At 36.6% G+C, this 23,231-nt stretch carries 24 protein-coding genes and 1 tRNA gene; 15 read left to right on the forward strand and 10 right to left on the reverse strand.

Going from position 1 to position 23,231, the window contains the following annotated elements; translation table 11 throughout:
* The first annotated feature begins 101 nt into the window (after positions 1 to 101).
* The 5 genes from C8N37_RS13825 (at position 102) to C8N37_RS13845 (ending at position 6,252) form a co-directional block, all read left to right on the forward strand.
* Positions 102 to 3,413 (forward strand): S41 family peptidase, encoded by a 3,312-nt coding sequence (locus tag C8N37_RS13825; protein ID WP_108159424.1) that lies wholly within the window; start codon positions 102 to 104, stop codon positions 3,411 to 3,413.
* Positions 3,414 to 3,646: 233 nt separating this feature from the next.
* A complete protein-coding gene (locus C8N37_RS13830) occupies positions 3,647 to 4,576 on the forward strand; it encodes a CPBP family intramembrane glutamic endopeptidase (RefSeq protein WP_108159425.1) in 930 nt (309 codons plus the stop codon).
* Positions 4,551 to 4,766, forward strand: a complete 216-nt coding sequence (locus C8N37_RS13835) for a putative signal transducing protein (RefSeq protein ID WP_108159426.1) — start codon at positions 4,551 to 4,553, stop codon at positions 4,764 to 4,766. Before C8N37_RS13830 ends, C8N37_RS13835 begins: the two co-directional genes overlap by 26 nt.
* Position 4,767: 1 nt before the next feature.
* On the forward strand, positions 4,768 to 5,568 hold the full coding sequence (locus C8N37_RS13840; RefSeq protein ID WP_108159427.1) for a phosphatidate cytidylyltransferase: 801 nt from the start codon (positions 4,768 to 4,770) through the stop codon (positions 5,566 to 5,568).
* A gap of 12 nt (positions 5,569 to 5,580) precedes the next feature.
* The gene (locus C8N37_RS13845) at positions 5,581 to 6,252 is read left to right on the forward strand and encodes a DUF2461 domain-containing protein (protein WP_108159428.1); all 672 of its coding nucleotides are present in this window, start codon (positions 5,581 to 5,583) and stop codon (positions 6,250 to 6,252) included.
* Positions 6,253 to 6,254: 2 nt separating this feature from the next.
* On the opposite strand, the gene C8N37_RS13850 is transcribed toward C8N37_RS13845, so the two are convergent.
* On the reverse strand, positions 6,255 to 7,451 hold the full coding sequence (locus C8N37_RS13850; RefSeq protein ID WP_108159429.1) for an anhydro-N-acetylmuramic acid kinase: 1,197 nt from the start codon (positions 7,449 to 7,451) through the stop codon (positions 6,255 to 6,257).
* 107 nt (positions 7,452 to 7,558) lie between these two features.
* On the opposite strand from C8N37_RS13850, the gene gcvH reads away from it, so the two are divergent.
* Entirely contained in the window at positions 7,559 to 7,939 is a 381-nt protein-coding gene (gcvH, locus tag C8N37_RS13855) for a glycine cleavage system protein GcvH (RefSeq protein WP_108159430.1), read from the forward strand.
* 62 nt (positions 7,940 to 8,001) lie between these two features.
* Here the strand turns inward: gcvH and C8N37_RS13860 are convergent, their stop codons facing one another.
* The 3 genes from C8N37_RS13860 to mqnB all read right to left on the reverse strand — a co-directional run bounded on the left by C8N37_RS13860 (position 8,002) and on the right by mqnB (position 10,590).
* Positions 8,002 to 8,745 carry a DUF6263 family protein gene (locus tag C8N37_RS13860; protein WP_108159431.1) on the reverse strand — a complete coding sequence of 248 codons (744 nt, stop codon included), beginning with the start codon at positions 8,743 to 8,745 and terminating at the stop codon, positions 8,002 to 8,004.
* A gap of 89 nt (positions 8,746 to 8,834) precedes the next feature.
* Positions 8,835 to 9,821: a pyruvate dehydrogenase complex E1 component subunit beta gene (locus tag C8N37_RS13865; protein WP_045753152.1), complete on the reverse strand. Its 987-nt coding sequence runs from the start codon at positions 9,819 to 9,821 to the stop codon at positions 8,835 to 8,837.
* A gap of 139 nt (positions 9,822 to 9,960) precedes the next feature.
* Positions 9,961 to 10,590, reverse strand: a complete 630-nt coding sequence (gene mqnB / locus C8N37_RS13870) for a futalosine hydrolase (RefSeq protein ID WP_108159432.1) — start codon at positions 10,588 to 10,590, stop codon at positions 9,961 to 9,963.
* A 106-nt stretch (positions 10,591 to 10,696) separates the two neighbouring features.
* Here mqnB and C8N37_RS13875 point away from each other — a divergent pair, with 106 nt between their 5' ends.
* The 8 genes from C8N37_RS13875 (at position 10,697) to C8N37_RS13910 (ending at position 16,774) form a co-directional block, all read left to right on the forward strand.
* Entirely contained in the window at positions 10,697 to 11,110 is a 414-nt protein-coding gene (locus C8N37_RS13875) for a 6-pyruvoyl trahydropterin synthase family protein (protein WP_108159433.1), read from the forward strand.
* Positions 11,111 to 11,137: 27 nt separating this feature from the next.
* The gene (folE, locus tag C8N37_RS13880) at positions 11,138 to 11,767 is read left to right on the forward strand and encodes a GTP cyclohydrolase I FolE (RefSeq protein ID WP_045753149.1); all 630 of its coding nucleotides are present in this window, start codon (positions 11,138 to 11,140) and stop codon (positions 11,765 to 11,767) included.
* Positions 11,768 to 11,979: 212 nt separating this feature from the next.
* The gene (locus tag C8N37_RS13885) at positions 11,980 to 12,636 is read left to right on the forward strand and encodes an O-methyltransferase (RefSeq protein ID WP_394342484.1); all 657 of its coding nucleotides are present in this window, start codon (positions 11,980 to 11,982) and stop codon (positions 12,634 to 12,636) included.
* A gap of 22 nt (positions 12,637 to 12,658) precedes the next feature.
* On the forward strand, positions 12,659 to 13,186 hold the full coding sequence (locus tag C8N37_RS13890) for a glucosaminidase domain-containing protein (RefSeq protein WP_108159434.1): 528 nt from the start codon (positions 12,659 to 12,661) through the stop codon (positions 13,184 to 13,186).
* A gap of 13 nt (positions 13,187 to 13,199) precedes the next feature.
* On the forward strand, positions 13,200 to 14,027 hold the full coding sequence (locus C8N37_RS13895) for a glucosaminidase domain-containing protein (RefSeq protein WP_108159435.1): 828 nt from the start codon (positions 13,200 to 13,202) through the stop codon (positions 14,025 to 14,027).
* A 58-nt stretch (positions 14,028 to 14,085) separates the two neighbouring features.
* Positions 14,086 to 14,844, forward strand: coding sequence for a hypothetical protein (locus C8N37_RS13900; protein WP_108159436.1), 759 nt, complete (start codon positions 14,086 to 14,088; stop codon positions 14,842 to 14,844).
* Between the two features lie 29 nt (positions 14,845 to 14,873).
* Positions 14,874 to 15,899 carry a DUF3078 domain-containing protein gene (locus C8N37_RS13905; RefSeq protein ID WP_108159437.1) on the forward strand — a complete coding sequence of 342 codons (1,026 nt, stop codon included), beginning with the start codon at positions 14,874 to 14,876 and terminating at the stop codon, positions 15,897 to 15,899.
* 80 nt (positions 15,900 to 15,979) lie between these two features.
* Complete coding sequence (locus tag C8N37_RS13910; RefSeq protein WP_244914428.1) at positions 15,980 to 16,774, forward strand: N-acetylmuramoyl-L-alanine amidase; 795 nt, start codon at positions 15,980 to 15,982, stop codon at positions 16,772 to 16,774.
* A gap of 1 nt (position 16,775) precedes the next feature.
* Here the strand turns inward: C8N37_RS13910 and C8N37_RS13915 are convergent, their stop codons facing one another.
* The 6 genes from C8N37_RS13915 to C8N37_RS13940 form a co-directional block, all read right to left on the reverse strand.
* On the reverse strand, positions 16,776 to 18,476 hold the full coding sequence (locus C8N37_RS13915) for a sodium:solute symporter (protein ID WP_108159439.1): 1,701 nt from the start codon (positions 18,474 to 18,476) through the stop codon (positions 16,776 to 16,778).
* A 105-nt stretch (positions 18,477 to 18,581) separates the two neighbouring features.
* On the reverse strand, positions 18,582 to 18,782 hold the full coding sequence (locus C8N37_RS13920; protein ID WP_045753143.1) for a hypothetical protein: 201 nt from the start codon (positions 18,780 to 18,782) through the stop codon (positions 18,582 to 18,584).
* A 13-nt stretch (positions 18,783 to 18,795) separates the two neighbouring features.
* A complete protein-coding gene (locus C8N37_RS13925) occupies positions 18,796 to 21,249 on the reverse strand; it encodes a PIG-L family deacetylase (protein ID WP_108159440.1) in 2,454 nt (817 codons plus the stop codon).
* 298 nt (positions 21,250 to 21,547) lie between these two features.
* Positions 21,548 to 21,802, reverse strand: coding sequence for a DUF6952 family protein (locus tag C8N37_RS13930; RefSeq protein WP_021189266.1), 255 nt, complete (start codon positions 21,800 to 21,802; stop codon positions 21,548 to 21,550).
* Positions 21,783 to 22,097 carry a thioredoxin family protein gene (locus C8N37_RS13935; protein ID WP_108159441.1) on the reverse strand — a complete coding sequence of 105 codons (315 nt, stop codon included), beginning with the start codon at positions 22,095 to 22,097 and terminating at the stop codon, positions 21,783 to 21,785. Before C8N37_RS13935 ends, C8N37_RS13930 begins: the two co-directional genes overlap by 20 nt.
* Positions 22,098 to 22,192: 95 nt before the next feature.
* Positions 22,193 to 22,825, reverse strand: a complete 633-nt coding sequence (locus C8N37_RS13940) for a peroxiredoxin (protein WP_021189264.1) — start codon at positions 22,823 to 22,825, stop codon at positions 22,193 to 22,195.
* Positions 22,826 to 23,064: 239 nt separating this feature from the next.
* On the opposite strand from C8N37_RS13940, the gene C8N37_RS13945 reads away from it, so the two are divergent.
* A tRNA-Tyr gene (locus tag C8N37_RS13945) sits at positions 23,065 to 23,145 on the forward strand.
* The last annotated feature ends 86 nt before the right edge of the window (positions 23,146 to 23,231 follow it).

Consider the following 23,231-nt stretch of genomic DNA (forward strand, 5'->3'; position numbering starts at 1 on the left):
TTATTGCAACTTATTTGATATAAATAGTTTGTGTGTAGAAAATGATAAATTATTGATTATTTTTGCAATACAATAAAAAACCCTATTTTATTATTCAATATATGTTAAAACCTAAACTTAGATTTTTAGGATTAGTAATAGCTTTATCGGGTGCTTTTACAGTAGAAGCCCAAGAAACTTTATTATTAAGAAGTCCTAGTGTGAGTGCCGAACATGTTGCTTTTGTATATGGCGGCGATATTTGGATTTCGGATAAATCTGGAGCCAATCCAAGAAGATTAACCACAAACCCAGGCGTAGAACAAAATCCGATTTTCTCACCGGATGGCAAACAGATCGCTTTTACAGGAAATTATGATGGAAATACCGATGTTTATGTCCTGCCTATTCAAGGAGGTGAACCTAAGCGAATTACCTATCATCCTTCTTCTGATGTATTGAGAGGCTGGTTGAATAACAACGAGGTGTATTATACCACCACACGTGAGTATAACTATGCGCTAAGTCCGCGTTTATATACGTCATCGATTACAGGATTGACATTGGACAAAGCATTGCCTATGCCTGAAGCCTATCAAGGAAGTCCATCAAAAGATGGCCGATACTGGGCTTATATCAAAAATACCGATCCTACAGAACGTGATCGTGTCGCTTTTAAGCGGTATAGAGGTGGTGGTATGCCTTCAATTTGGATTTTTGATACTAAGACTAATCAAATCGAAATAATCCCTGGAGAGCGCTGTAATGACGTGAAGCCTGTGTGGTTAGGTGATCAAGTATATTTCTTATCTGACCGAGATAAAATTGTCAATATCTTTTCTTACGATGTGAAATCTAAGAAAGTGAATAAACTGACCAACTTCACCGATTACGATATCAGAACTTTAGCTGGAAATGGTTCCGAATTGACTTTCGAACAGGCAGGGAAGATCCATATTTTTAATATCAATAAGCAATCTTCAACAGCTTTACAGATTCATGTAAGCAGTGATGCACTTTATAAAAGACCGCATTATGATAATATGCGCGATGATATCCGCAATTTTATGATTTCTCCTACTGGTCAACGTGCGCTAATTGAAGCCCGTGGGGAGATTTTCTCCGTGCCAAAAGAAAAAGGTGAGGCACGCAATATTTCAAATTCACCAGGTGTACACGATCGTTTCCCAAGCTGGTCTCCGAATGGTAAGTGGATTTCTTATATTTCGAGTGAGAAAGGGAAATATGTACTGCAATTACGTGATCAATTAGGAAAAGATGAACCATTGATCTATACCTTGGGTGAATCAAATTTTTATTTTGAACCTACTTGGTCTCCAGACTCTAAAAAACTTTTTTATAATGATTCACATCTGAATTTATTCTACATCGATATCGATACGAAGAAAATAGTTCAGGTAGATGCAGATAAAGAAAGTGCGCAGACAGGTCGTGTCTTCAATCATTTTCAACCAAGCTGGTCTCCAGACTCAAAATGGATTTCTTATATAAAAACACTTCCAAATGCTGTTCCGGCGATGTTTTTGTATAACATAGATACCAAAAAGAGTACACAGATTACGGATGGAATGAGTGCTATTAGATCGACTTCGTTCAGCAGAGACGGCAAATATCTATTCTTTACAGCAAGTACCAATGTTGGATTGACCAATTCGGGTCTGCATATGTCTGCAACAGAACGTCGTGCTAACTATGAGGCATATGCCTTTATTCTATCGAGTAAAACACCTTCTATTTTCAAAAATGAAAGTGATGAAGAGACGATAAAAGATGATCAAACTGAAGGGGACAAGCCTAAGGAAGCAGAAAAGTCTGATAAGAAGAAGAAAGATGGCAAGAAAGATATTAAGAAAGAAGATACTAGTAAAGAAGCTGTGAAACCCGTAGTACAGCCAACAGAAATAGATTTTGATCGTATCAATAACCGTATTGTTGCTCTCCCACTTGGTGATGGTATAAACGGCATCAATGGATCTGTTGCTAATCAATTGACTTATGTGAAGAATGGGACACTATATGCCTATGATTTTGCAGAGCTGAAAGAGAAAGATCTTGTTGCTGGTATCCGTGGTTATGCGATCAGTGCCGATGGCAAGAAAATGATTATTCAGACAAGTGCAGGCATTAGTATAGTAACTGCGGGTCAAAAAGTGGCGACTCCAACAACTGGTGTATTAAAACTAGATAATATCAAGCAATTAGTGGATCCCGTTGCTGAGTGGAAGCAGATCTTTGATGAAGTATGGGCGATGCAGAAAGATTATTTCTACGTTGAAAACATGCACGGTGCAGATTGGAACGCCATTAAAACAAAGTACGAAAAGTTTTTACCATACGTCAGCCATCGCTCCGATTTGGGTTATTTACTCAATGAGATGATGGGTGAAATGGTTGTTGGACATAATTATATTTATCCAGGTGATCAACCTTCTGGTCCTTCAGTAAGTGTAGGGGTATTAGGTGCTGATTATAAGATTGAAAATGGATTTTATAAAATTGATAAAATCTTTACACGTTTAGATTGGAACCCATCGTTTAAAGCGCCTTTGTCAGAACCTGGGTTAAACATTACACCTGGCATGTATTTAGTAGCTGTCAATGGTATAGCTTTGACAGCAGATATGGACTTGTATGGCTTATTTGACAATACGGTTGGTAAACAGCTGAGCATTAAAGTCAATTCAAAGCCTAGTTTGGTTGGAGCTAAAGAATATGTCGTCAAGCCGATATCATTCTCTGATGAGATGAGCTTGAGAAGTGCTGAGTGGATGGAGCGCAATAGAAAACGTGTTGAAGACTTGAGTAAAGGACAGATTGCTTACATCTATATGCCTAATACCGGTGGTGAAGGATATACTGCTTTTAACCGTTACTATTTCTCTCAAATGGACAAAAAGGCGGTTCTGATTGATGAGCGCAATAATGGTGGTGGTTGGGTTGCCGATTACGTGATCGATTTATTATCCCGTGATTTAATAGCCGGATGGGGAATACGGGACGGAAAGGGATTCAATACGCCAGGTAATGGAATTTATGGACCGAAAGCCATGATTATCAATGAAAATGCAGGCTCTGGTGGTGATATGATGCCGTATATGTTCCGTCATAAAGGATTAGGAAAATTAGTCGGTCGTACTACTATGGGAATCTTAGTGGGTATCAGTGGTTATCCTCCTTTATTGGATGGGGGAAGAATTACTTCTCCAAACTTTGGTGTGTATGATCTAAAAGGTAGCTATATTATTGAAAACGAAGGTGTTGCTCCTGATATTTTTGTTGAACAAACACCAAAGGATCTCATCGAAGGTCGAGACCCTCAGTTGGAGAAAACAGTGCAAATCTTGTTGGAGGAAATGAAAACTTATCCTTATCAGAATTTGAAAAAACCTGCGGATCCGATTCGTGTCAATTAATCTATTTATAAGAGTAAATATAGAAGCCAGTTTCATGCAATAATGAAACTGGCTTCTTTTTTATAAACTTCTGTGCTCAAGCACCTATATCTCGATCAATTAGCATCTGGATAGTATAGGTTTTATTTTAATGTTGAGAGCAAAGAAATGCTTCTAAAACCGATAGCTTTTGGGAGAATTTGAGGTTATAAAATTAAATGTAATATCTTTATGAAATAAATTATTTGCGATACATGGAAGAATTAGGGATAAAAATAAAGCCTGGGAAATCGTTATTTAGGCTATTGTTATACATGATGGTTTTGGGTGTAAGTATCCAATTGGTACTAATGGGGCTGGTTCTATTGGTTATGAAGATGATGAATCCGGATAGCCCTCTCAGTTTTACGTTCTTTCAAGAAAATACAGATGCACTTAAGGGCATGCTTCTGATCAGTAGTATAACCACATTTATTTTACCTGCATGGGTGTTATATCGCTCAGAATCTGGCGTGAATCCTTACTTTGAGCGGGTTAGAGATATTTCATTAGTCCAGTACCTACTCGTCTTCGCATCTATGTTGTGCTTCATTCCGATGATGTCCTTAATTTCGTATTGGAATGAATCTATGCAATTGCCACCTAGTCTAGAAGGCATACAACAATGGATGAGAGCTAGTGAGGATAGTGCCGCTGTCATGACTAAGCAGATCGTAGAAGAGTCTACCTGGGTAGGTTTATTTATCAATCTAATCATCTTGGCGGTCGTACCTGCAATCGGTGAAGAAATGGTGTTTAGAGGTTGTCTTCAACATATTTTTGGACGCTGGATAACAAATAAGCATGTGGTCATATGGTTAGTGGCTATTATCTTTAGTGCATTTCATATGCAGTTCTTCGGATTCTTTCCAAGATTGCTACTTGGTGCTTTTTTTGGTTATCTTTATGTTTGGAGTAAAAACATATATTTACCGATTTTTGGACACTTTGTTAATAATGCAAGTGCCACGATAACAGCGTTCTATTATACTAGAAAAGGAATCTCTTTTGAACAAATGAATGTCTTTGAGCAAGAACCATTTTGGGTTTATGTTGCAAGCTTAATATTTACTGTTATTTTTGTGGTGTTATATTATCGTTCAACTAAAAAAATACCACATGGAGCAAGATTGGAAGAAGATTAAAGACTATACTAATGCAATAGAAGCTGAAATCGTCAAACAAATGTTAGAAGAAAGCGGCATACCAGCGATCGTATTGAATAAACAAGATTCCTCTTATCTGGTGTTTGGTAAGATTGAGCTCTATGTCAATCAACAAGATGAAGAGCAAGCCTTAATGCTGATTGATTCAACGGTAGAGAAAGAAGATTAAGATGAAAACTAGAGCTATTACAGGTTTTTTCTTTATCGTGGTTATGGTTGGCGCGATGCTTTTGGGGGCAGAAGTCTTTCTGGGATTCTTTACTTTATTAAGTGCTTGGTGCTTATTTGAATTTTATGGGATAGTGTGTTCCGAAGACCGAAAACCGAACAAATTTCTGGGGATATTAACCACATCTACATTATTTATAACGACTGCATGCTATAGTTTAGGTTGGTTAGAGGCTAAATTTATTTTGTTGTTCATTCCAGTTCTTTTAGCGATCTATATACATGCACTTTATCAAAAAAGGGACTTTCCTTTTAATGATATTGGCTTTACGATTTTAGGAATTCTATATGTCGGATTTCCCTTCTATTGTTTTACAAGATTAGGTTATATTACTGGTGATTTTAACCACTTTTTGCCTTTAGGGTTTATGATTCTACTATGGACAAGTGATACCGGAGCTTATTTGGCAGGCAGGTCTTTAGGAAAGCATAAGCTATTTGAACGCATTTCGCCTAAAAAAACTTGGGAAGGATTTTTGGGCGGCATTATATTAGCGGTGTTAGTCTCCCTGTGTTTAGCGTATTATTTTCAAACGATACCACAATGGCAATGGATAGTAACCGCTGTTATTATTGGAGTATTTGGCACATTGGGCGATTTGGTAGAATCGATGCTGAAGAGAAGCTTAAATGTCAAAGATTCAGGAAATATATTACCAGGTCATGGTGGTTTTTTAGATCGATTTGATGGTCTATTAATAGCTGGACCTTTGGTTTATTTATTTTTGTATTTAGCAAATTAGGAGTATATATTTATGGCACATATCAATCAAAATACCTTTACGTTTTTAAAAGATTTACAAAATAACAATACTCGGGAGTGGTTTGCAGAAGAAAAGGAACGCTACGAAGCTGCGTTAGCTGATGTACGTCTGTTTGTAGCAGATTTGATTATTGAATTATCTAAATTTGATCCCCATATCACGACAGATATTCAAGCCAATAAATGTTTATTCCGCATTTACCGTGATACCCGTTTTTCAAAAGATAAAACCCCGTATAAAAATTGGTTTGGAGCAGGTATTTCCAAAGATGGCCGTAAATTAGATGGTCCGGAGTATTATATTCATATATCCCCAGAAAACTCATTTATTGCTTGCGGATACTGGCGTCCAGAGAAGAAACATCTAGATGCTATCCGTCAGGAAATCGACTATAACGGGGATAAATTTAACCGTATTGTTGCCGAATTGAAGGAGGTAGGCGGTCTTGAATTAGAAACTGAAGATAAACTCAAACGTCCCCCTGCTGGCTATGACGCGGATCACGCTGCAATTGAATTTTTGAAGTTAAAAAGCTTTGTTGCTCACAAGGCTTTGTCTAATACTGATTTAACGGATAAAAAAGCATTGGATAATATCATTGCATGCTATAAGACGATGCTTCCATTGAAGCAGTATCTGCATGAAGCGATCGATAATGATTAACCTTATTCAGGAAGACTAATTTTACCCATACAGACCGCAGGTGAGTCTTTTATTTGACTCACATGGTCTGGATTACCAACTAATGTTTCATTGGCCAATAGGGCAAACAGGACTGCTTCTTTAGCATCAGGATCCATGCCGAGATCAGCAAATGAATCGACTTGATGATGCGGCAATCCTGCTTTAATTTTATCGACCAATAAGGGGTTGTGCAAACCTCCACCACTGATGTAGATGTGTACCTGACTGAGATTTTCCGATTGTTTCTGGATGGCAGCGACGGTACATGTTGCTGTAAATTGATTCAATGTAGCCATAATGTCCTCAGGACTAGCACTAAGACTATCGGATTTCATTTGGCAACTTTTCAAGTAGTCTAGATTAAATAATTCAGGACCAGTAGTTTTGGGAAATTCATCTTGCAAAAAGGGTTCTTTCAGAAGTTGGTCAATCAAGGATTTAATGACTTTACCTTTTTTTGCAATTTCTGCATCTTTATCCATTTCGACGTGAAATGACTCTTTCGCAAATTGATTCATGATGGTATTTCCAGGACCAATATCCGTTGCAAAAGCTTTTTGATCACTACCTTGGTTTGGAATAAATGTATAATTTGCGATTCCTCCAATATTTAATAAAAAACGATTTTCTATAGGGTGCGAAAAAAGTAAATAGTCACCGTATGCTGCTAAAGGAGCACCTTCACCACCGGCAGCAATGTGTTTTTGTCTAAAATCAGAAATGGTAATTATGCCTGTTTTTACAGCGATATGGTCTCCATCCCCTATTTGAAGGGTGCTATTAGGCATGGTTGTATCTTTTGTAAGACTTTGTGGCGCATGGTAGACCGTCTGACCATGGCTCGCAATACAGTCAATAGCGTCTTTGGATATTCCCCACTTTTGGAGAGCCTGATTGATAAGTTGCGCATGCACATGACCAATATAGGCATTCAGCCCACTTAATAGTTGCTGATCAATTGATCTTTTTGCAAATATACCTCTAATATGCGTTCTAAACTCATCGTCGTAATCCATGGTTATAAAATTTTCTAAGCTTACGACAGTAGATTTACCACTATTACTAATTTTACAGAGCGCAATATCTAGCCCATCTAATGACGTTCCAGACATCAGGCCGATAATAAAACGACTATCTTTTTTTGCAATTTTGTAAAGTTTTTCAATCATTGAGTTCATACGTTAAAAGTAGGAACAAAATAGCATACAATGCACAAGATTTTTGTGATATCAATATATTTTGTAACTTCATGGCGTAATTAAATAGAAGATTAAAAAAAAGTAAAATGAATTTTCCAGCTGAATTAAAATACACTAAAGATCACGAATGGATTCGTGTTGAAGGTGATGAGGCCGTTATTGGTATTACTGATTTCGCGCAACGTGAGTTAGGCGATATCGTATTTGTAGATATCAACACAATTGGTGAAGAAGTAGCTGCAAACGAAATTTTTGGAACGATCGAAGCTGTAAAAACTGTTTCCGATTTATTCATTCCAGTTACCGCTACAGTTTTATCTATTAACGAAGCAATCGATGCTTCACCAGAATTAGTAAACTCAGATCCGTATGGAGAAGGTTGGATTATTCGTATTAAATTGAATAATGCAGCTGATGTTGATGCTTTATTAACTGCTGATCAATATAAAGAAGAGATTAACGCGTAATTTTAAAACTTACGTTCAATAAAACCAGGAAAGAGCCGTCAACAAACGTCTCTTTCTTGGTTTTACAGGATTTCTATTTTACTCGTGACATCAATATCATCTTTTTTGACTTTTGTTTCAATAGTCGCTGATTTTAGATAATGCGTTTTGGGGTTTAACAGGTATTGTCCTATTACGGAGCCAATGGATTCTCCTTCAGCATTGATATGACCTTCAGTAGTGATGGCAATACCATCAGCTGATATGCTTTTAAGTGTATATGTTTGTTCGATTGGACCTAAGGCTTTATTATTTGAGGTTGCTTTCCATTGTTCGCCAACTTTTAACTCCTTGCTTGGATATTCAAAAGAAGCTTCCTTTAACATATTCGGGTCGAAAAGATCATTACCATCAGGAGCATCTTCTACATCTTTTACTTTTCCATCTAAACTCATGACAGCTACCACTGGATTATCCAGCATGGTTTTAACTTTTTCATGGATTTGTTTTGAAAATTCATTAGCATCTGGATTTTTTGAATCATAATTGATGGTCATCATGCCCGCATCCATAGCCATGATCATCTCCGTAAATTTAGTTGAATACGTTACTGTGCTATCTGTCGCTGCTGTATTTGTCGTTACGGATAGCATAGTCGCATCAATCATGGTACTTTGCGCTCCTGCATTGACATCTATCGTCATGTGCAATTTTTGTGTAATTGGATTATTAAGATCTGGTTTTAGCTTGAGTAATACTTTGTCTTGAGCAGTGGAGGTCGTAATCATGAAGAACGACAAAAATGCAAGTGATAGGATTTTGATCATGTAAAATTAGTTAGTATAATAAACCCTAAATTAAAAAAGTCCTTTGGTATTACCAAAGGACTTTTTTAATTTAAGACATATAAATGCTTTTATTTTTTGATGTAGGCAACTTCTTTTACAGCTTTTACAACTTTAGCTACACTTGGAAGTGCTGCTTCAATTAATGTTGCTGCATATGGAAGAGGTACGTCTGCTGCTGTAATACGCACGATCGGAGCATCTAAGTAATCAAATGCATTGCGTTGTACAGCATATGTAATTTCAGATGAAATTGATGCTAAAGGCCAAGCTTCTTCTACAATCACCAAACGATTGGTTTTCTTAACAGACTCAATAATCGTTGGGTAATCAATAGGACGTACAGAGCGTAAGTCAATTACTTCCACATTGATACCTTCCTTTGTCAATTCTTCAACTGCAGGTAATACAACACGTGGAACCATTTTACCAAAAGAAACGATGGTTACATCAGCACCTTCTTTTACTACATTAGCTTTACCAATTGGTAAGTAATATTCTTCTTCAGGCACATGACCTTTATCACCGTACATAACCTCAGATTCCATAAAAATAACTGGATCTGGATCGATGATAGCAGATTTTAATAAACCTTTTGCATCATATGGATTTGAAGGAACAACAACTTTTAATCCTGGAGTATTCGCATACCAGTTCTCAAAATTTTGAGAGTGCTGTGCACCAAGTTGGCCAGCGTTACCAGTTGGACCACGGAATACCATTGGAATAGAGAATTGACCTCCACTCATTGAACGAATCTTTGCAGCGGCATTGATAATTTGGTCAATAGCAACTAAAGAAAAGTTAAATGTCATGAATTCAACGATTGGTTTTAAACCATTCATCGCAGCACCTACTGCGATACCAGCAAAACCTAATTCTGCGATAGGTGTATCTATCACACGTTTAGCTCCGAATTCATCCAGCATACCTTGGCTTACTTTATAAGCACCATTGTATTCTGCAACTTCTTCTCCTAATAAAAATATTGTTTCGTCTTTACGCATTTCTTCGTTCATCGCTTCACGAAGTGCTTCTCTGAATTGTATCTCTCTCATCAGTTGTAAAATAGTGTCAAATTTTAGATTACAAATCTACTATTTATTATTGATATTTTGAAGGTCAATACGCCTTAAATATCTGCTTTTATGTCATTTTTTAATAACAGGATGGCGAAAACAGGAATAAAATTGAAATTTAAACTCGATATATTTCCGATAAAATTTGGAAAAGAACCGCATTACTATTCTGGATAGCGAGTGGTATGTTCCACGTGGCACGATTGCGTTTTTCTACATAATTGGATATTCCGCGAATCTGAATGGTTTGGGTTTGCGTTTCTGTAGCGGCTAAAAATACAGCTGCGCCCTCCATAGATTCTATGCATGCGTCGGGTACTTGATTCAATAATTTTACGATCTCGCTCGTATTTCCATGTACCTTATTGACGGTGATTCCTAGTCCGCTAGGTAGATTATGAACTAATTGCCGTGTTGCTGAATTTTGTAACGCAGGGTAATGCGCGGTGCCAAAGCCAAGTTCATCAATGGAAATAAATTGTTCATCATTTTCAGCACCAAGTTCCGAAAACAATTCACGATCTACAGAAACGACAGCGCCGATAGGCAATGAACGATTAAAACAACCTCCTATTCCTATATTAATAAGGAGATCGTACTTATTGTGCGCAAGATGTTTGCCCAACTGATATGCCGTTTGTATCATCCCAACCTGACTGATCAAGTAGTGGGTATGTGGATAATGATCGATGCGATCGATATAAGGCTGAATTTCGAAAGTTGTTGCCGCGACTATGAGTGTTTTCATATCATATAACCTTTGTACAATATTACTTAATAATTTACGCAAATGTGATGGTAATCATTTTCTTGAAAGCGATATTTTGCTTGTAAACATGTATCTTTGTATTATTATGGTATATATCACTCGTCGTGAGCGCTTTTGCGCTGCACATAAGCTTTATCGAGAAGATTGGAGTATTGAAAAAAACGAAAATGTTTTCGGCAACTGTTCTAATGTTAACTGGCATGGTCATAACTATGATTTGTTTGTAACGGTCAAAGGTGACGTAAATCCAACAACAGGTTTTCTGATTGACTTAAAATTGATGAAAACCATTATTCTAGAACATGTTGTCAATAAGGTTGATCATAAAAATATTAATCTTGATGTCGATTTTATGAAAGATAAAATGGCATCTACAGAAAATATTGCGATCGCAATATTTGAAGTCTTACAACCATTATTCGAAGCAGAGCACGTGCAATTGCACAGTATCCGTCTGCATGAAACTGAAAATAATTACGTCGAATATTTTGGCGATTAATCTTATACACTAATTTATTTAATAACTATGAGTAATCACTCATTTGAAGAGGAAGAGTTAGACGGCTACGTTAAAATTGATCAATATAATCAAGATAAAGTTGATCGTATTGCAGCTCATTATACAGATATTTTAGAATCTCTAGGCGAAAATCCTAATCGTGAAGGATTAATCAAAACACCAGAGCGTGTAGCAAAAGCATTGCAGTTTTTAACACATGGCTATGATATTGATCCGGCAAAAGTATTGCAAGGAGCTATGTTTGAAGAAGACTATAGCCAAATGGTTGTCGTAAAAGATATTGAAGTATATTCTATGTGCGAGCACCATATGTTACCATTCTTTGGTAAAGCTCATATTGCTTATATTCCAAATGGTCATATCGTAGGTTTGAGCAAAATACCAAGAGTCGTTGATATTTTTGCACGAAGACTTCAAGTACAAGAGCGTTTGACAAATGAGATTCGTGATTGTATCCAAGAAACTTTGGGAGCTAAGGGCGTTGCGGTCGTGATCGAATGTAAGCATATGTGTATGGCGATGCGAGGTATTCAGAAACAAAATTCTGTAACCACGACATCGGCTTTTACTGGAGCTTTTCAAAATGATGTAACACGTTCAGAATTCTTAAAATTGATAACGGCAAACTTGACGTAATTCAATAAATAATATAAAAGTTTTAAGTCGAATCTTTACCGTAAGATTCGACTTTTTTTTCGTTTAAATTCCAGATTTTCTAAAAATTTATAAATTTTGAAAAGTGTTTCTATCGCTCATATGAGCAGATGTGTTTTTTCGTGTAACATTTGATGAAATATTAATTTGCTTAAAATCAATGTGTTGTGTTTTAATTTTTCTAAATATAAATCATGTTCAGTAAATTTGTTGTTATGGACATTTGTAATGAGCATTTAGAATCCTACTTAGAGCATACATGTGACGATGAAAATTCGTTGCTAAAAAGTATCAATAGGGAGACCTATTTGAAGGAAACAATGCCCCATATGTTGTCTGGACATTACCAAGGAAGAGTGCTTGCTATGTTGAGTAAATTGGCCGCTCCTCATACTATTTTAGAGATTGGTACGTTTACTGGATACGCTACACTTTGCCTGGCAGAAGGCTTGTCAAAAGAGGGTATCATACATACAATTGATGTCAATGCTGAGCAAGAAGAACGGGTACAGGGTTATTTTGACCGATCTCCTTTTGCATCACAAGTTAAGTATCATATTGGAGATGCAGCTACAGTAATCCCGACGATCGAAGGTCGCTTTGATCTCGTTTTTATAGATGCTGATAAGAAACGTAATCATTACTATTACGAATTAATTTTAGATAGAGTCCCGTCTGGAGGACTGATTTTAATCGATAATGTCTTGTGGAAAGGCAAAGTATTAGATGAAAATCCAGACAATCAAACAAAGCAAATCATAGATTTGAATGAACAATTAGCTCAGGACCAGCGCATCGAAAAGGTTTTATTGCCCATTCGAGATGGACTTTTTGTATTACGCAAAAAGTGATTAGTGGACTAAATGATTCTTTATGAATTTTAAAACATTAAAAAACTATGTTGCTGTATTAATTTTGGTCGTCAGTAGTTATGCTACTGTATCCGCTCAAAGCAATCAATTTTATATTGATAAATACAGCCCCGTAGCACAAGAGATGATGCAAGAACATGGTGTTCCAGCATCGGTAATTTTAGCTATTGCAATGCATGAAAGTGCACATGGAAATAGTAAGATTGCGAAAAATTTAAATAATCACTTCGGTATTAAAGGAAAAAATAATAGCAAAGTGATTAATTCAGCATATAAAGGTTATAAATCAGTACTTGATTCTTATAATGACTTTATATCGTTGGTTAAACGAAAGAAAACCACGACTCCCCTATTTGAGGAAGATCGAGGACAAAATTACAAAGCTTGGGTAGGCGCATTAGCAAAAGCGGGATATTCAAGAACTAAAGATTGGTCTTCGAAGATTATCAAAACAATCGAAATGTATGATTTAGATAATTTTGATAAAAATCCAGCCCCGATATCTAGGAAACTCACCGCTTCGAAGTAATTCTGCTCATACGATGAAAAAATTTGCTTTTATCCTACTTGCCCTTACTGTTTTTTTTAGTTCATGCTCATCCAAAAAAAACGCCGTTTATAAAAGTAAAAATCATACCGGTACTCCCTCTTCCAATCTTCCTAGTAAAACCAGACCTGCTGTTTCAGGAAATGCTTATGTTGAAAAATACAAAGATATTGCGATTTCAGAAATGAACAAGTATGGTATTCCTGCGAGTATCAAACTTGCTCAGGCCTTACTGGAGTCTGGCAATGGAAATAGTTATTTAGCAACACAGGCTAATAATCATTTTGGAATCAAATGTGGTGGGGTGTGGAAAGGAAAATCCATTACTCGTCCTGACGATCGCTTTGATGATTGTTTTCGTGTATACGAAAGTCCTGAACAATCATTTCGGGATCATTCGGAGTTTTTGTTGCGCAAACGATATTCGGATTTGTTCTTACTTAATAAAAATGATTATAAGGGTTGGGCCAAAGGACTAAAAGCGGCAGGATATGCCACGAATCCACGGTATCCGGACTTATTGATCGATATGATTGAACGATATGAACTCTATCAATACGATCGTGTGGAAACGCGTGTAGAGAAAGAGAAAAGAGAAGTTGTTGTTGAACGGGAGATTGTGCACAATGCAGTTGAAGCTCCTGTGGTACAAACAGAGCAAATCAAGAGTCCTGTCGCGATGCGCATTCATGAAGTACAAGGAAAGGATACCCTATATTCTTTGAGTAAGCTGTATGGCATCTCTGTGGATCAGATTAAAGCGTTGAATGGTCTAACGGATACGAATTTATCTATAGGTCAGCTTTTGGTGATTTCGAAGTAAAACATCAAAAGATGTTAAATATTTCACATTTGCGAAGCTAAAACGTAGTTTTACAGGAGTGAAGACTCTGAAAAATATCGTTATACTCCTTCTTTTTTTTGCGATAGCACCCAATGCTGTTGCGCAAAAGAAAATTGAAGGTATTGTTTCCGATTTCCACACGAAACAAAGAATTTCCAAAGTAACGATCCGTAATGTCAGGACCAACGAAGAGGTTTATAATAATACGAAAGGTGAATTTTCTATCTTAGCAGAAAAAGGTGATGCCTTGATCGCCACCTCACGCGAATACTTCCCAGATACTGTAGTGGTCAGTATGTCTCCCGTTATCTTATTTCATCTGAAACGGGAATCGATATATATTGACGAAGTTTCTGTGGTAGCAAAAAAGGATCCAGATGAAATATTAAAAAAAGCAAAATACGACTATGAAAAAGCCTTTAGATTGTCTGAATCAGGAGATTTATTTTCAGTCGGGCAAAATGGAGCCGGCTTGAGTATCAATTCCATTTATAGTCTTTTTAGTAGAGAAGCTAAGAATGCGAAAAGATTAAAAAAATTGATTGAGAATGATTATAAAGACAATGTGATCGAGTATAAATTTTCAACACAATTGGTGAGTCGTACAACAGGGCTTAGTGGTGAAGAATTGGATAAATTTAGAAGAATTTTTAAACCGAGCTACTTTTTTATCATCAGTTGCACACAATATGAACTGACAAATTATATCAAAGATTGCTATGAAAAGTATCAAAAAAATCCTTCTCGATATTTTATTGAGCCATTACCAACAATAAATCCTATTTTAGTACCTTAAAATTAAGAAAAGAAAAAGAGTCGCTTGATATGAAGTTACAATCCTTATTTGCCTTATTAATTCTTGGTGTATCGTGCAGTACAGTTCGAGCTCAGGTTTTGAAAGACCTTAGAGTAAAGCCAGATTCAGTTATTTCGGAGAATAAACAAGAAAATGTCTCCTTAAAGAACATAAGACCTATTGTTCCTAAGTTAGAATTAGAAGTTGATTATTGGAAACATTGGACCAGTTTTGGAGTCAATATCAATCAAGCAGCATTCAATGATAATTGGAAAGGTGGTGGTGTCGGATCAACAGCGGTAGGCTTAATTGCTAACCATAAATCGGACTATACCAGAGATAATTTCAACTTTGTTACCGAGGTGGATTTGCGTTATGGTAAAATTAAAAATAAGAGTCAAATTGCAAAGAAAAATAATGACCGTATTTTTTGGGATAATAAACTGTCCTATAAATTGTCTCCGAAATGGGCTCTGTATACCTCATTGACATTTGAATCGCAATTTGATGATGGATTTAAATATAAGACAGAGAACGGTAGAGATACGATTGATTATATCGAAAATGCGTTTATGGCACCGGCATATATTACGGAATCTCTGGGTTTTGAGTATAAGCCAAGTCCTTCCTATTCGATTCGTTTTGGTACCGGTACGGCACGTCAAACTCTGATTCTTGATAATCGTATTAAGCCCTTAACTATCGAGCAATATAGTCAGAAATATCCTGACCGTACACCACTTGAGAAGGATCAAGTAAAATATGGTGTTGATGGAGGTAAAACTGTTCAAAACGATCTCGCTTTTCAGATAACTGGAAATATGGATAAAAATTTTACAGATAGATTGAATGTGAAAGCACGTTATAATTTATTTGCCAATTATAAAAAATTAAATGATCCTTCACATCGTTTGGATGTAACGGTTACGGCTAAAGTTTCTAGAGCGATCAATGTAAACTTAAACGGAATTATGGTTTACGATTCAGATGTTATTTCAAGAGTTCAGTTAAGTGAATCGCTAGCTTTAGGATTAGTCTATAAGTTACCGAGATAATGTTGGCAAGAAAATACTTTTGCTGGTATGCTTTATTCTATTGCTTTTTATTCCTAACGGGGTGTAAGAGCAAATCGAGTGTGGTCAAAAAAGGACCTGCTGAGCAGGTCATACCTGTCAAGATCGATACGATCATCAAGACGGTGATCGTGCATGATACGGTTCCCAAGCTAAGTATAGGAGAGCATAAGGTATGGACCTTAGGGAAAATGGGGTCGCATGCTGGTATGCGACAAGAGACGGCTATCCATTATGATATCCGTAAACCTAACTATGTTATTATCCATCATACTGCACAAAATAGCCTGGATCAGACCATTAGGACTTTTCAAGTGGAGCATACTAAGGTCAGCTCTCATTATGTGATAGGGCGCGATGGTGTCATTGTACAGATGCTCAATGATTATGTCCGGGGATGGCATGCCGGTCTTTCAAAGTGGGGTACGATTACTGATCTGAATTCGATTTCGATTGGAATAGAATTGGACAACAATGGCAGAGAAGCATTTCCTGATGAGCAGATAGCAGCACTTTTGGTTGTTTTAGATACATTAAAAACAAACTATGGTATCCCAACAGCCAATTTTATAGGACATGCTGATATTGCTCCAGCTCGTAAAAATGATCCCAGTGTATTTTTTCCATGGAAAAAATTGGCAGATCGAGGTTTTGGTATTTGGTATAATCCCGCTGAACTTGTCACTGCTCCAGATACGTTCAATCCCATTGATGCCCTGAAAATTATTGGTTATGATACATCCAATTTAAAAGCGGCAATAATTGCCTTTAAGAGAAAGTTTGTGATCAATGATGTGAGCCCTGAACTGACGGTCTATGATAAAAGTATCCTATACAATTTATATTTAAAATATTAAGCTATTCTATGGAATGGCTTTTTTTTCGATCTAACTTTTTCATCAGGTAAGCCAGAATCATAACAGCAAGACAACCGATCACATTGAGCCACAAAAAGGCAATGACATCCATTTTCCAGATTATAAAAATAATGACTTCCGACAGTATTGCGGCGTAAAATACGGCCTTCCCTCCTATCTTTTTCATATAGAATGCTACGATAAAGATACCAAGTATGGTTCCATAAAATAAGGATCCTAATATGTTCACTGCCTCGAGGAGATTGCCCAGTTTACTTGCGTAAAGTGCGACAGCAATTGAAAAGATACCCCAAAATAGAGTGAACATGCGGGACCAAAAAAGATCCTGTTGAGTAGTCGATTGTTTATTGATAAATCGTTTATAAATATCCACAGTACTTGTAGAAGCTAAGGAGTTGATGGCACTCGCTGTCGAACCCATGGATGCAAGAAAGATGACAGCGATCAATAAGCCAATTAAGCCTTTAGGAAACGTATTGTTGACAAAGGATAAGAAGATATAGTTGTTGTCATTTGTTTCCGCTGTGGGGTTATTTTTCTTGATTAATCCAATGACTTCTGTTCGAATATCATCGAGTTGTTCATTTGAATGCTTTAATGCTGCACGGGTTTCATCAATGGTTGATTGGTCATCGAGGTCGATCGCTTTTGTTAACCTATCGATGGTTGTTCGTTTCTCATTGCTCAGCAAGATCTGTTGCTTTTCCAGATCCTGATAGGAGCTATTATATTCACTCTGTTTTAATTTATCGATCTCAGCTTGATTGAAAAATATAGGTGGCGTATGGTATTGATAATAAACAAAAACGAGTACTCCAATAAGCAGAATACAAAATTGCATTGGAATTTTCAATAAACCATTCATGAGTAGGCCTAGTCGGCTTTCTTTGATGGAAGATCCGGTCAAATAACGGCCTACTTGACTTTGGTCTGTGCCAAAATAAGATAGCTGTAAGAAAAAACCACCAATAATACCTGTCCAAACGGTATACTGATTATTCAGATCAAATGTGAAGTCTATTGCATTTGTTTTCCCGGATTTTCCTGCGATATGGAGCGCTTTATACAGTCCGATATCGGATGGTAATAATTTGACCACCAGTATTCCGGCGACCAGTAATGCACCAAATATAATACTCATCTGGATCAATTGTGTGTGCGAAACAGCTTTAGTACCTCCATAGGTCGTATAGATAACGACAACAGTTCCTATTAATAAGGTCGTGATCGGAAGGTTAATATGTAAGATGCTGGCGATGATCAGTGCTGGAGCAAAAATGCTGATACCTGTTGATATGCCTCTTTGGATTAAGAATAAGAAGGCGGTTAATCCACGAGTTCGAATATCAAATCGTTTTTCCAAAAACTCATAGGCAGTATATACACGCAGTTTATGAAAGATGGGGACAAAGGTGATACACAGTACAATCATAGCCAAAGGAAGACCAAAATAAAACTGTACGAAACTCATACCCGAACTATATGCCAGACCAGGGGCAGAAAGAAAGGTGATGGCACTTGCTTGAGTTGCCATCACCGAAAGCCCGACATGATACCACGGCAAAGATTGATTGCCTAGTAGATATCCGTCAATATTTTTGATTCCTCTACTTTTGTACATACCATACAGTACGATGACTAAAAGTGTCAGAATAAGAACTATCCAATCGATCGTACTCATGAAAAATAATTCGTGAATAGATAAAGGAATAGTATGACCACAAGTAGGCTACACGCAACTAAAATATAAAAGCGCTTCCATTTTTGTGTTAAGGGAGTCTGTTCCCTATCTGTCATGTGGCTTTTGAGCGTAAAGGTAGCTATTGAAGAAAACTGCAATTACTAAACCAACAACAGCTCCTCCTATGATACTTAAAAATGTCTCGTTTGCAGTGAATGAAATTAAAGCTCCAAATATGACACCGATTAATACGATTAATCCTTTTGGATTAGGTGCACATGCGCTGTTTTCAACTTGATTTTCCATTGTAATGTCTATTTTATTTTGATTTTGATAACAAATTTACAAATAATCTGTAAGCTCCGGGAACTCCAGCTGGCAATTGTCTGAAAAATGACAATGATGTATATACAAATCTACCACTTCCATAGTTAGCAATCAAGAGTGATCCGTTATGAAGAGGTTCATTTTTATCTTGTACCTGAATCGGAGTTTGATACCGACTATCGATGTCTTCAGCAAAGTATAATCCTCTTTCTTGTATCCAATGGTCAAAATCTGATACCGTGATTTTATTTGGGTAATTGAAAATCGGGTTTTGTGCATCAAAATGGACCACCGCAAGTTCTTCCGTTACCCTACTATTACCGATACGGAATGGGTAAGGGCCAAATTGATTGGATAATAATTTATTACTTACATTATATTGCTCCAACACAGTGCCCCCATTTTTGACATATTCGTTTAGTTTGGGGCTTATCTGGGCCATCGTTTTCAATACATTAAAAGCTCTGATGCCGACAATAATCGCATCGTACTGCTGTAAGTTTTGCTGTAAAATCTGGGATTCAGACAATATATCGACAGATATGCCAATTGCTTTGAGCGATTCTGGTATCAAATCTCCCGCTCCGACCAGATAACCAACCTTTTTAATCGGCACTTGCAACTGCAGATTGCTGACCTTTACTGCCAGATCTGGAAACCAAGTAATCGTTGGGATATGATCATACTGGATTTCACGATCGATCTTAACCTTTTCATGCGTATCAAAACGAAAGGATAGGGTATCCAATCGTGTCTCTTTTGTTTGAGCTTGAATCGTGAATTCTTTGCTGATGTGTTGAAGATTGTCCGAAAATTCTAATGTAAACACCTCTGGTGTTATTTTCCAGTTCTTATTGATGACTGAAGAAACTGTTTTCGTTATGTTTTTCGTGTTGCTTCCATTATCAAAAGTCAAGGTAAGCTTCTGTGGAGTGCTGTTTTGACTGAGTACTACAGTTTGGTTTGTCGATGCGGTGACAGCAGGAGCAATCACAATTGGATCGTAGATTTCACCCCTCACAGGATCTGTAAATTTGTACTGTATAGGCTTTTTATAAGTTAGAGAGTTTCCATTGATAAGCAATTCATAGGTCACAGATGGATGATCTGGATTCTCTGGTTCTCCAGTTTTATTAAAGTCTGAAAATTGAAATCTACCGATTAGAGCTGGCTCGTTTAGCCAATAGGGCTGGGTAGTTGTCGTAGCGTTAAAAGAATCAGGAAAGCTCGTTAGTGAATTATTTTCCAGCCTTTGGTTGATAGCTTGTTCATTTATTTTTTTCAGTTGTACATAAGCAATATCTGCTCTTACAATAAGTTGATTGTTGACCTTAATCTGATCACCAACAGCAAAGTGTGCTCGATCTGCTAAGCTTTCAATTCGTATTCCAGCACAAGCAAGTATCAAATCTTTGATTTCATTTGTTTTTTGCACTTTCCAATAGGGATCATCGATCGTCTGGATGAGATTGAATACTTCAAATAATTGAGGTAATGATCTTTCAGGAAAGTTGAGTTGGTAAGAAGCATTTATTTCTTTGATTTTACCACTTATGATTTTGCCTTTACCTATTCTAGACCACGATTGATCGATTCCTTCGAAGATGTCTTTTTGAGCAGGTTTTCCAGCAATAAATTCAAAATATTCTGTTGATTTCCCAACTTGAGCAGCACTACCAAATCCTTGGCTTTTATGAGAAGATCGGCTTTCCGCAGCAATCTCACCATAAGATTTTCCGATTAATGGATTATATTGTCCAATTTCGACCTGTAGTTGATTTTCGTTTATCGTATTCTGGTTGCCGAAATTATAGGTATTCCAAAGTAATCGAGTTGCTTGCCATGGTTTTACTTGCTTGAGTTGCTCAGGGAAACGAGTTGGATCTGCAGCAGCTAAAAAGGCTTCATGTGCAAGGATTGCTGATGCTTGATGATGGCCGTGTCCGCCTCTTGCATCGGGAGGGAATCGCGTGATAATGATATCAGGTCTGAATTTTCGAATGATCCAGACGGCTTCTCTAAGGACCTGTTCTTTATCCCAAAAATTAAATGTTTCTTCCGAAGTTTTGGAAAATCCAAAATCAAATGCTGAGGTAAAGAATTGCTCACCTTGATCGATTCTTCTTGCTGCTAAGAGTTCTTGGGTTCTGATCAAACCGAGTTCTATCCCCTGTTCTGTACCAATTAAATTTTGACCGCCATCTCCTCTAGTTAGAGAAAGATAACCTGTTTTATAGTGTTTCTCTTGTGCCAGCCAAGAGATTAATTTTGTGTTTTCATCGTCAGGATGAGCTGCAAAATATAAGACAGAGCCTAGAACATCCAATCTTTCTAATTTTGATTTGATAGAAGCACTATTCCAACTAGTCGTTGCTTTTTGAGCATGAGCATGCTGGAATAGTCCTAAGAAAAGAAGAATGTGGGTAAATAGAATTGATTTTAGCATAGTTTAAAGGTAATTATATTGTGGTTAAATAAAAAACGGAAATTCTGTGGGGAGAATTTCCGTTTCTAACAATTAAAATATTTTCTTAAAATCTACCCTTTAAAAGTTTGTTTTTTGAGGATAGTCAATTCTTTAAGTGGTAACCTTTATTACCGCTAAAGATAGTATAATCTTTATTGCAGTTTAGCATTAATTTAGAACAAGTTTTCCACAAAAATCAGCTTATAAACATTTGTCTATTAAAAAGTAGCGCCTTAGTTGTTGAAAGATGTATTGCTAAATGCAATAAAACATTAATTTATTTATCGATAGAACCTAGTACACGCTTCATAAACATGTTCATCGCGTCCTTTTTACTGTTTCCTTCTTTAATCAATTTATCCACTTCTACAGCACCATAAAGATTCGATATCAATTCGCCAATTACATCTAGCTCTTCATCTTTTAAAGGAGCTTCAACTAAAGATTCCAACGTTTCGATTGTTTCTAAGACATAATCAACGTCGTTCTGTTCGATAAACTCGGTGATATGTTTAATTACTGGAAGCTTCATTGAATAAGTCGATTAAGGCGTCAAATTTATTTGTTTGCACTTGATTTACTAATTTACCGTTTTTAAAAGCTGCAAAAGTTGGCAAATTACTGACATTTGCTAGCTTTCTAGATTCAGGAAATTTTTCAGCATCAGCGATAACAAAAGTTACATTTTCATTTTCTGTTGCCAATTTTTTGAATTTTGGTTTCATAATTTTGCAGTTACCACACCAAGTTGCTGCATATTGAACCATTACAATATCATTATTGTCTACAATTTCTTGTAAATTATCGTTTTCTAATTCTTGTACCATGATTTTGTTGTTTATTTATTGAGAAAGATGAATAAACAAAGGGGAAATGGGATTATCCCCTTTGTCAAAAGACTGAATGTCGTCTTTTTTATGGTTTAGTTACCAGCTAAATAGCTAGCTACACCGTCACGAGTCGCATGCATAGCTTCTTTTCCTTCTTCCCAGTTTGCAGGACATACTTCACCGAAATTTTGAACGTGTGCATAAGCATCGATCAAACGTAAATATTCTTTCACGTTACGACCTAATGGCATATCGTTTACAGATTCGTGGAATACGCGACCTGTTTCATCGATTAAGTAAGTCGCTCTGTAAGAAACTGCAGAACCTTCTACCAATGTACCGTACTCAGGGTGCTCTACTTCTTTAATATCTAAAATACCTAATACTGAAGATAAATTGCGTGTAGTATCTGCTAAAATTGGGTATGTTACACCTTCGATACCACCGTTATCTTTAGCTGTATTTAACCAAGCGAAGTGAACTTCATTTGTGTCACAAGATGCACCGATAACGATTGTATTACGTTTTTCAAATTCTGGTAAAGCTTCTTGGAAAGCATGTAATTCTGTTGGGCAAACAAAAGTGAAATCTTTTGGGTACCAAAACAATACTACTTTTTTACCTTCTTGAACTGCTTTTTCGAAAACGTTAATTTGTAAATTATCGCCTAAATAATCGATTGCATCTACAGTGATGCTTGGAAAACTTTTACCTGTGAAACTCATAATATATCTTTCTTTTTTTGTTGCTACAAAGATACCTCAAAATTGGTTAATAAAGAATCGATTTTATCAATGAGCTATCGTTAAAATCTATTTTTACATTGAGGGTACAATCAATTTTGTCGATATATTTTTTATAAATAAATTTTGCATATATCAGACAAAATTCTACCTTTGTAGCGTTCCATAAGGAAATTGAGATTCAATAAATCTTAATACTTTATAAGTCAACAAATTATACTGGGGGGGTTCCAGAGCGGTCAAATGGGACGGACTGTAAATCCGTTACTTCGGTTTCGAAGGTTCGAATCCTTCTCCCCCCACAGTATTTTTTCTCTCCTCTATTTTCATCAATATTTTAACGAATAAGTTTGGGATTAAGCAATATATTTGAAATATTTGCATAAGA

It is taken from the genome of Sphingobacterium faecium, from assembly GCF_003054045.1.
Lineage (GTDB): Bacteria > Bacteroidota > Bacteroidia > Sphingobacteriales > Sphingobacteriaceae > Sphingobacterium > Sphingobacterium faecium.

What these genes read in the sequence shown, in the direction of transcription:
- C8N37_RS13825 (WP_108159424.1), top strand. Translation starts at nt 102, where the DNA reads ATGTTAAAACCTAAACTTAGATTTTTAGGATTAGTAATAGCTTTATCG.
- C8N37_RS13830 (WP_108159425.1), top strand. Translation starts at nt 3,647, where the DNA reads ATGGAAGAATTAGGGATAAAAATAAAGCCTGGGAAATCGTTATTTAGG.
- C8N37_RS13835 (WP_108159426.1), top strand. Translation starts at nt 4,551, where the DNA reads ATGGAGCAAGATTGGAAGAAGATTAAAGACTATACTAATGCAATAGAA.
- C8N37_RS13840 (WP_108159427.1), top strand. Translation starts at nt 4,768, where the DNA reads ATGAAAACTAGAGCTATTACAGGTTTTTTCTTTATCGTGGTTATGGTT.
- C8N37_RS13845 (WP_108159428.1), top strand. Translation starts at nt 5,581, where the DNA reads ATGGCACATATCAATCAAAATACCTTTACGTTTTTAAAAGATTTACAA.
- C8N37_RS13850 (WP_108159429.1), bottom strand. Translation starts at nt 7,451, where the DNA reads ATGAACTCAATGATTGAAAAACTTTACAAAATTGCAAAAAAAGATAGT.
- gcvH (WP_108159430.1), top strand. Translation starts at nt 7,559, where the DNA reads ATGAATTTTCCAGCTGAATTAAAATACACTAAAGATCACGAATGGATT.
- C8N37_RS13860 (WP_108159431.1), bottom strand. Translation starts at nt 8,745, where the DNA reads ATGATCAAAATCCTATCACTTGCATTTTTGTCGTTCTTCATGATTACG.
- C8N37_RS13865 (WP_045753152.1), bottom strand. Translation starts at nt 9,821, where the DNA reads ATGAGAGAGATACAATTCAGAGAAGCACTTCGTGAAGCGATGAACGAA.
- mqnB (WP_108159432.1), bottom strand. Translation starts at nt 10,590, where the DNA reads ATGAAAACACTCATAGTCGCGGCAACAACTTTCGAAATTCAGCCTTAT.
- C8N37_RS13875 (WP_108159433.1), top strand. Translation starts at nt 10,697, where the DNA reads ATGGTATATATCACTCGTCGTGAGCGCTTTTGCGCTGCACATAAGCTT.
- folE (WP_045753149.1), top strand. Translation starts at nt 11,138, where the DNA reads ATGAGTAATCACTCATTTGAAGAGGAAGAGTTAGACGGCTACGTTAAA.
- C8N37_RS13885 (WP_394342484.1), top strand. Translation starts at nt 11,980, where the DNA reads ATGTTCAGTAAATTTGTTGTTATGGACATTTGTAATGAGCATTTAGAA.
- C8N37_RS13890 (WP_108159434.1), top strand. Translation starts at nt 12,659, where the DNA reads ATGAATTTTAAAACATTAAAAAACTATGTTGCTGTATTAATTTTGGTC.
- C8N37_RS13895 (WP_108159435.1), top strand. Translation starts at nt 13,200, where the DNA reads ATGAAAAAATTTGCTTTTATCCTACTTGCCCTTACTGTTTTTTTTAGT.
- C8N37_RS13905 (WP_108159437.1), top strand. Translation starts at nt 14,874, where the DNA reads ATGAAGTTACAATCCTTATTTGCCTTATTAATTCTTGGTGTATCGTGC.
- C8N37_RS13915 (WP_108159439.1), bottom strand. Translation starts at nt 18,476, where the DNA reads ATGAGTACGATCGATTGGATAGTTCTTATTCTGACACTTTTAGTCATC.
- C8N37_RS13920 (WP_045753143.1), bottom strand. Translation starts at nt 18,782, where the DNA reads ATGGAAAATCAAGTTGAAAACAGCGCATGTGCACCTAATCCAAAAGGA.
- C8N37_RS13925 (WP_108159440.1), bottom strand. Translation starts at nt 21,249, where the DNA reads ATGCTAAAATCAATTCTATTTACCCACATTCTTCTTTTCTTAGGACTA.
- C8N37_RS13930 (WP_021189266.1), bottom strand. Translation starts at nt 21,802, where the DNA reads ATGAAGCTTCCAGTAATTAAACATATCACCGAGTTTATCGAACAGAAC.
- C8N37_RS13935 (WP_108159441.1), bottom strand. Translation starts at nt 22,097, where the DNA reads ATGGTACAAGAATTAGAAAACGATAATTTACAAGAAATTGTAGACAAT.
- C8N37_RS13940 (WP_021189264.1), bottom strand. Translation starts at nt 22,825, where the DNA reads ATGAGTTTCACAGGTAAAAGTTTTCCAAGCATCACTGTAGATGCAATC.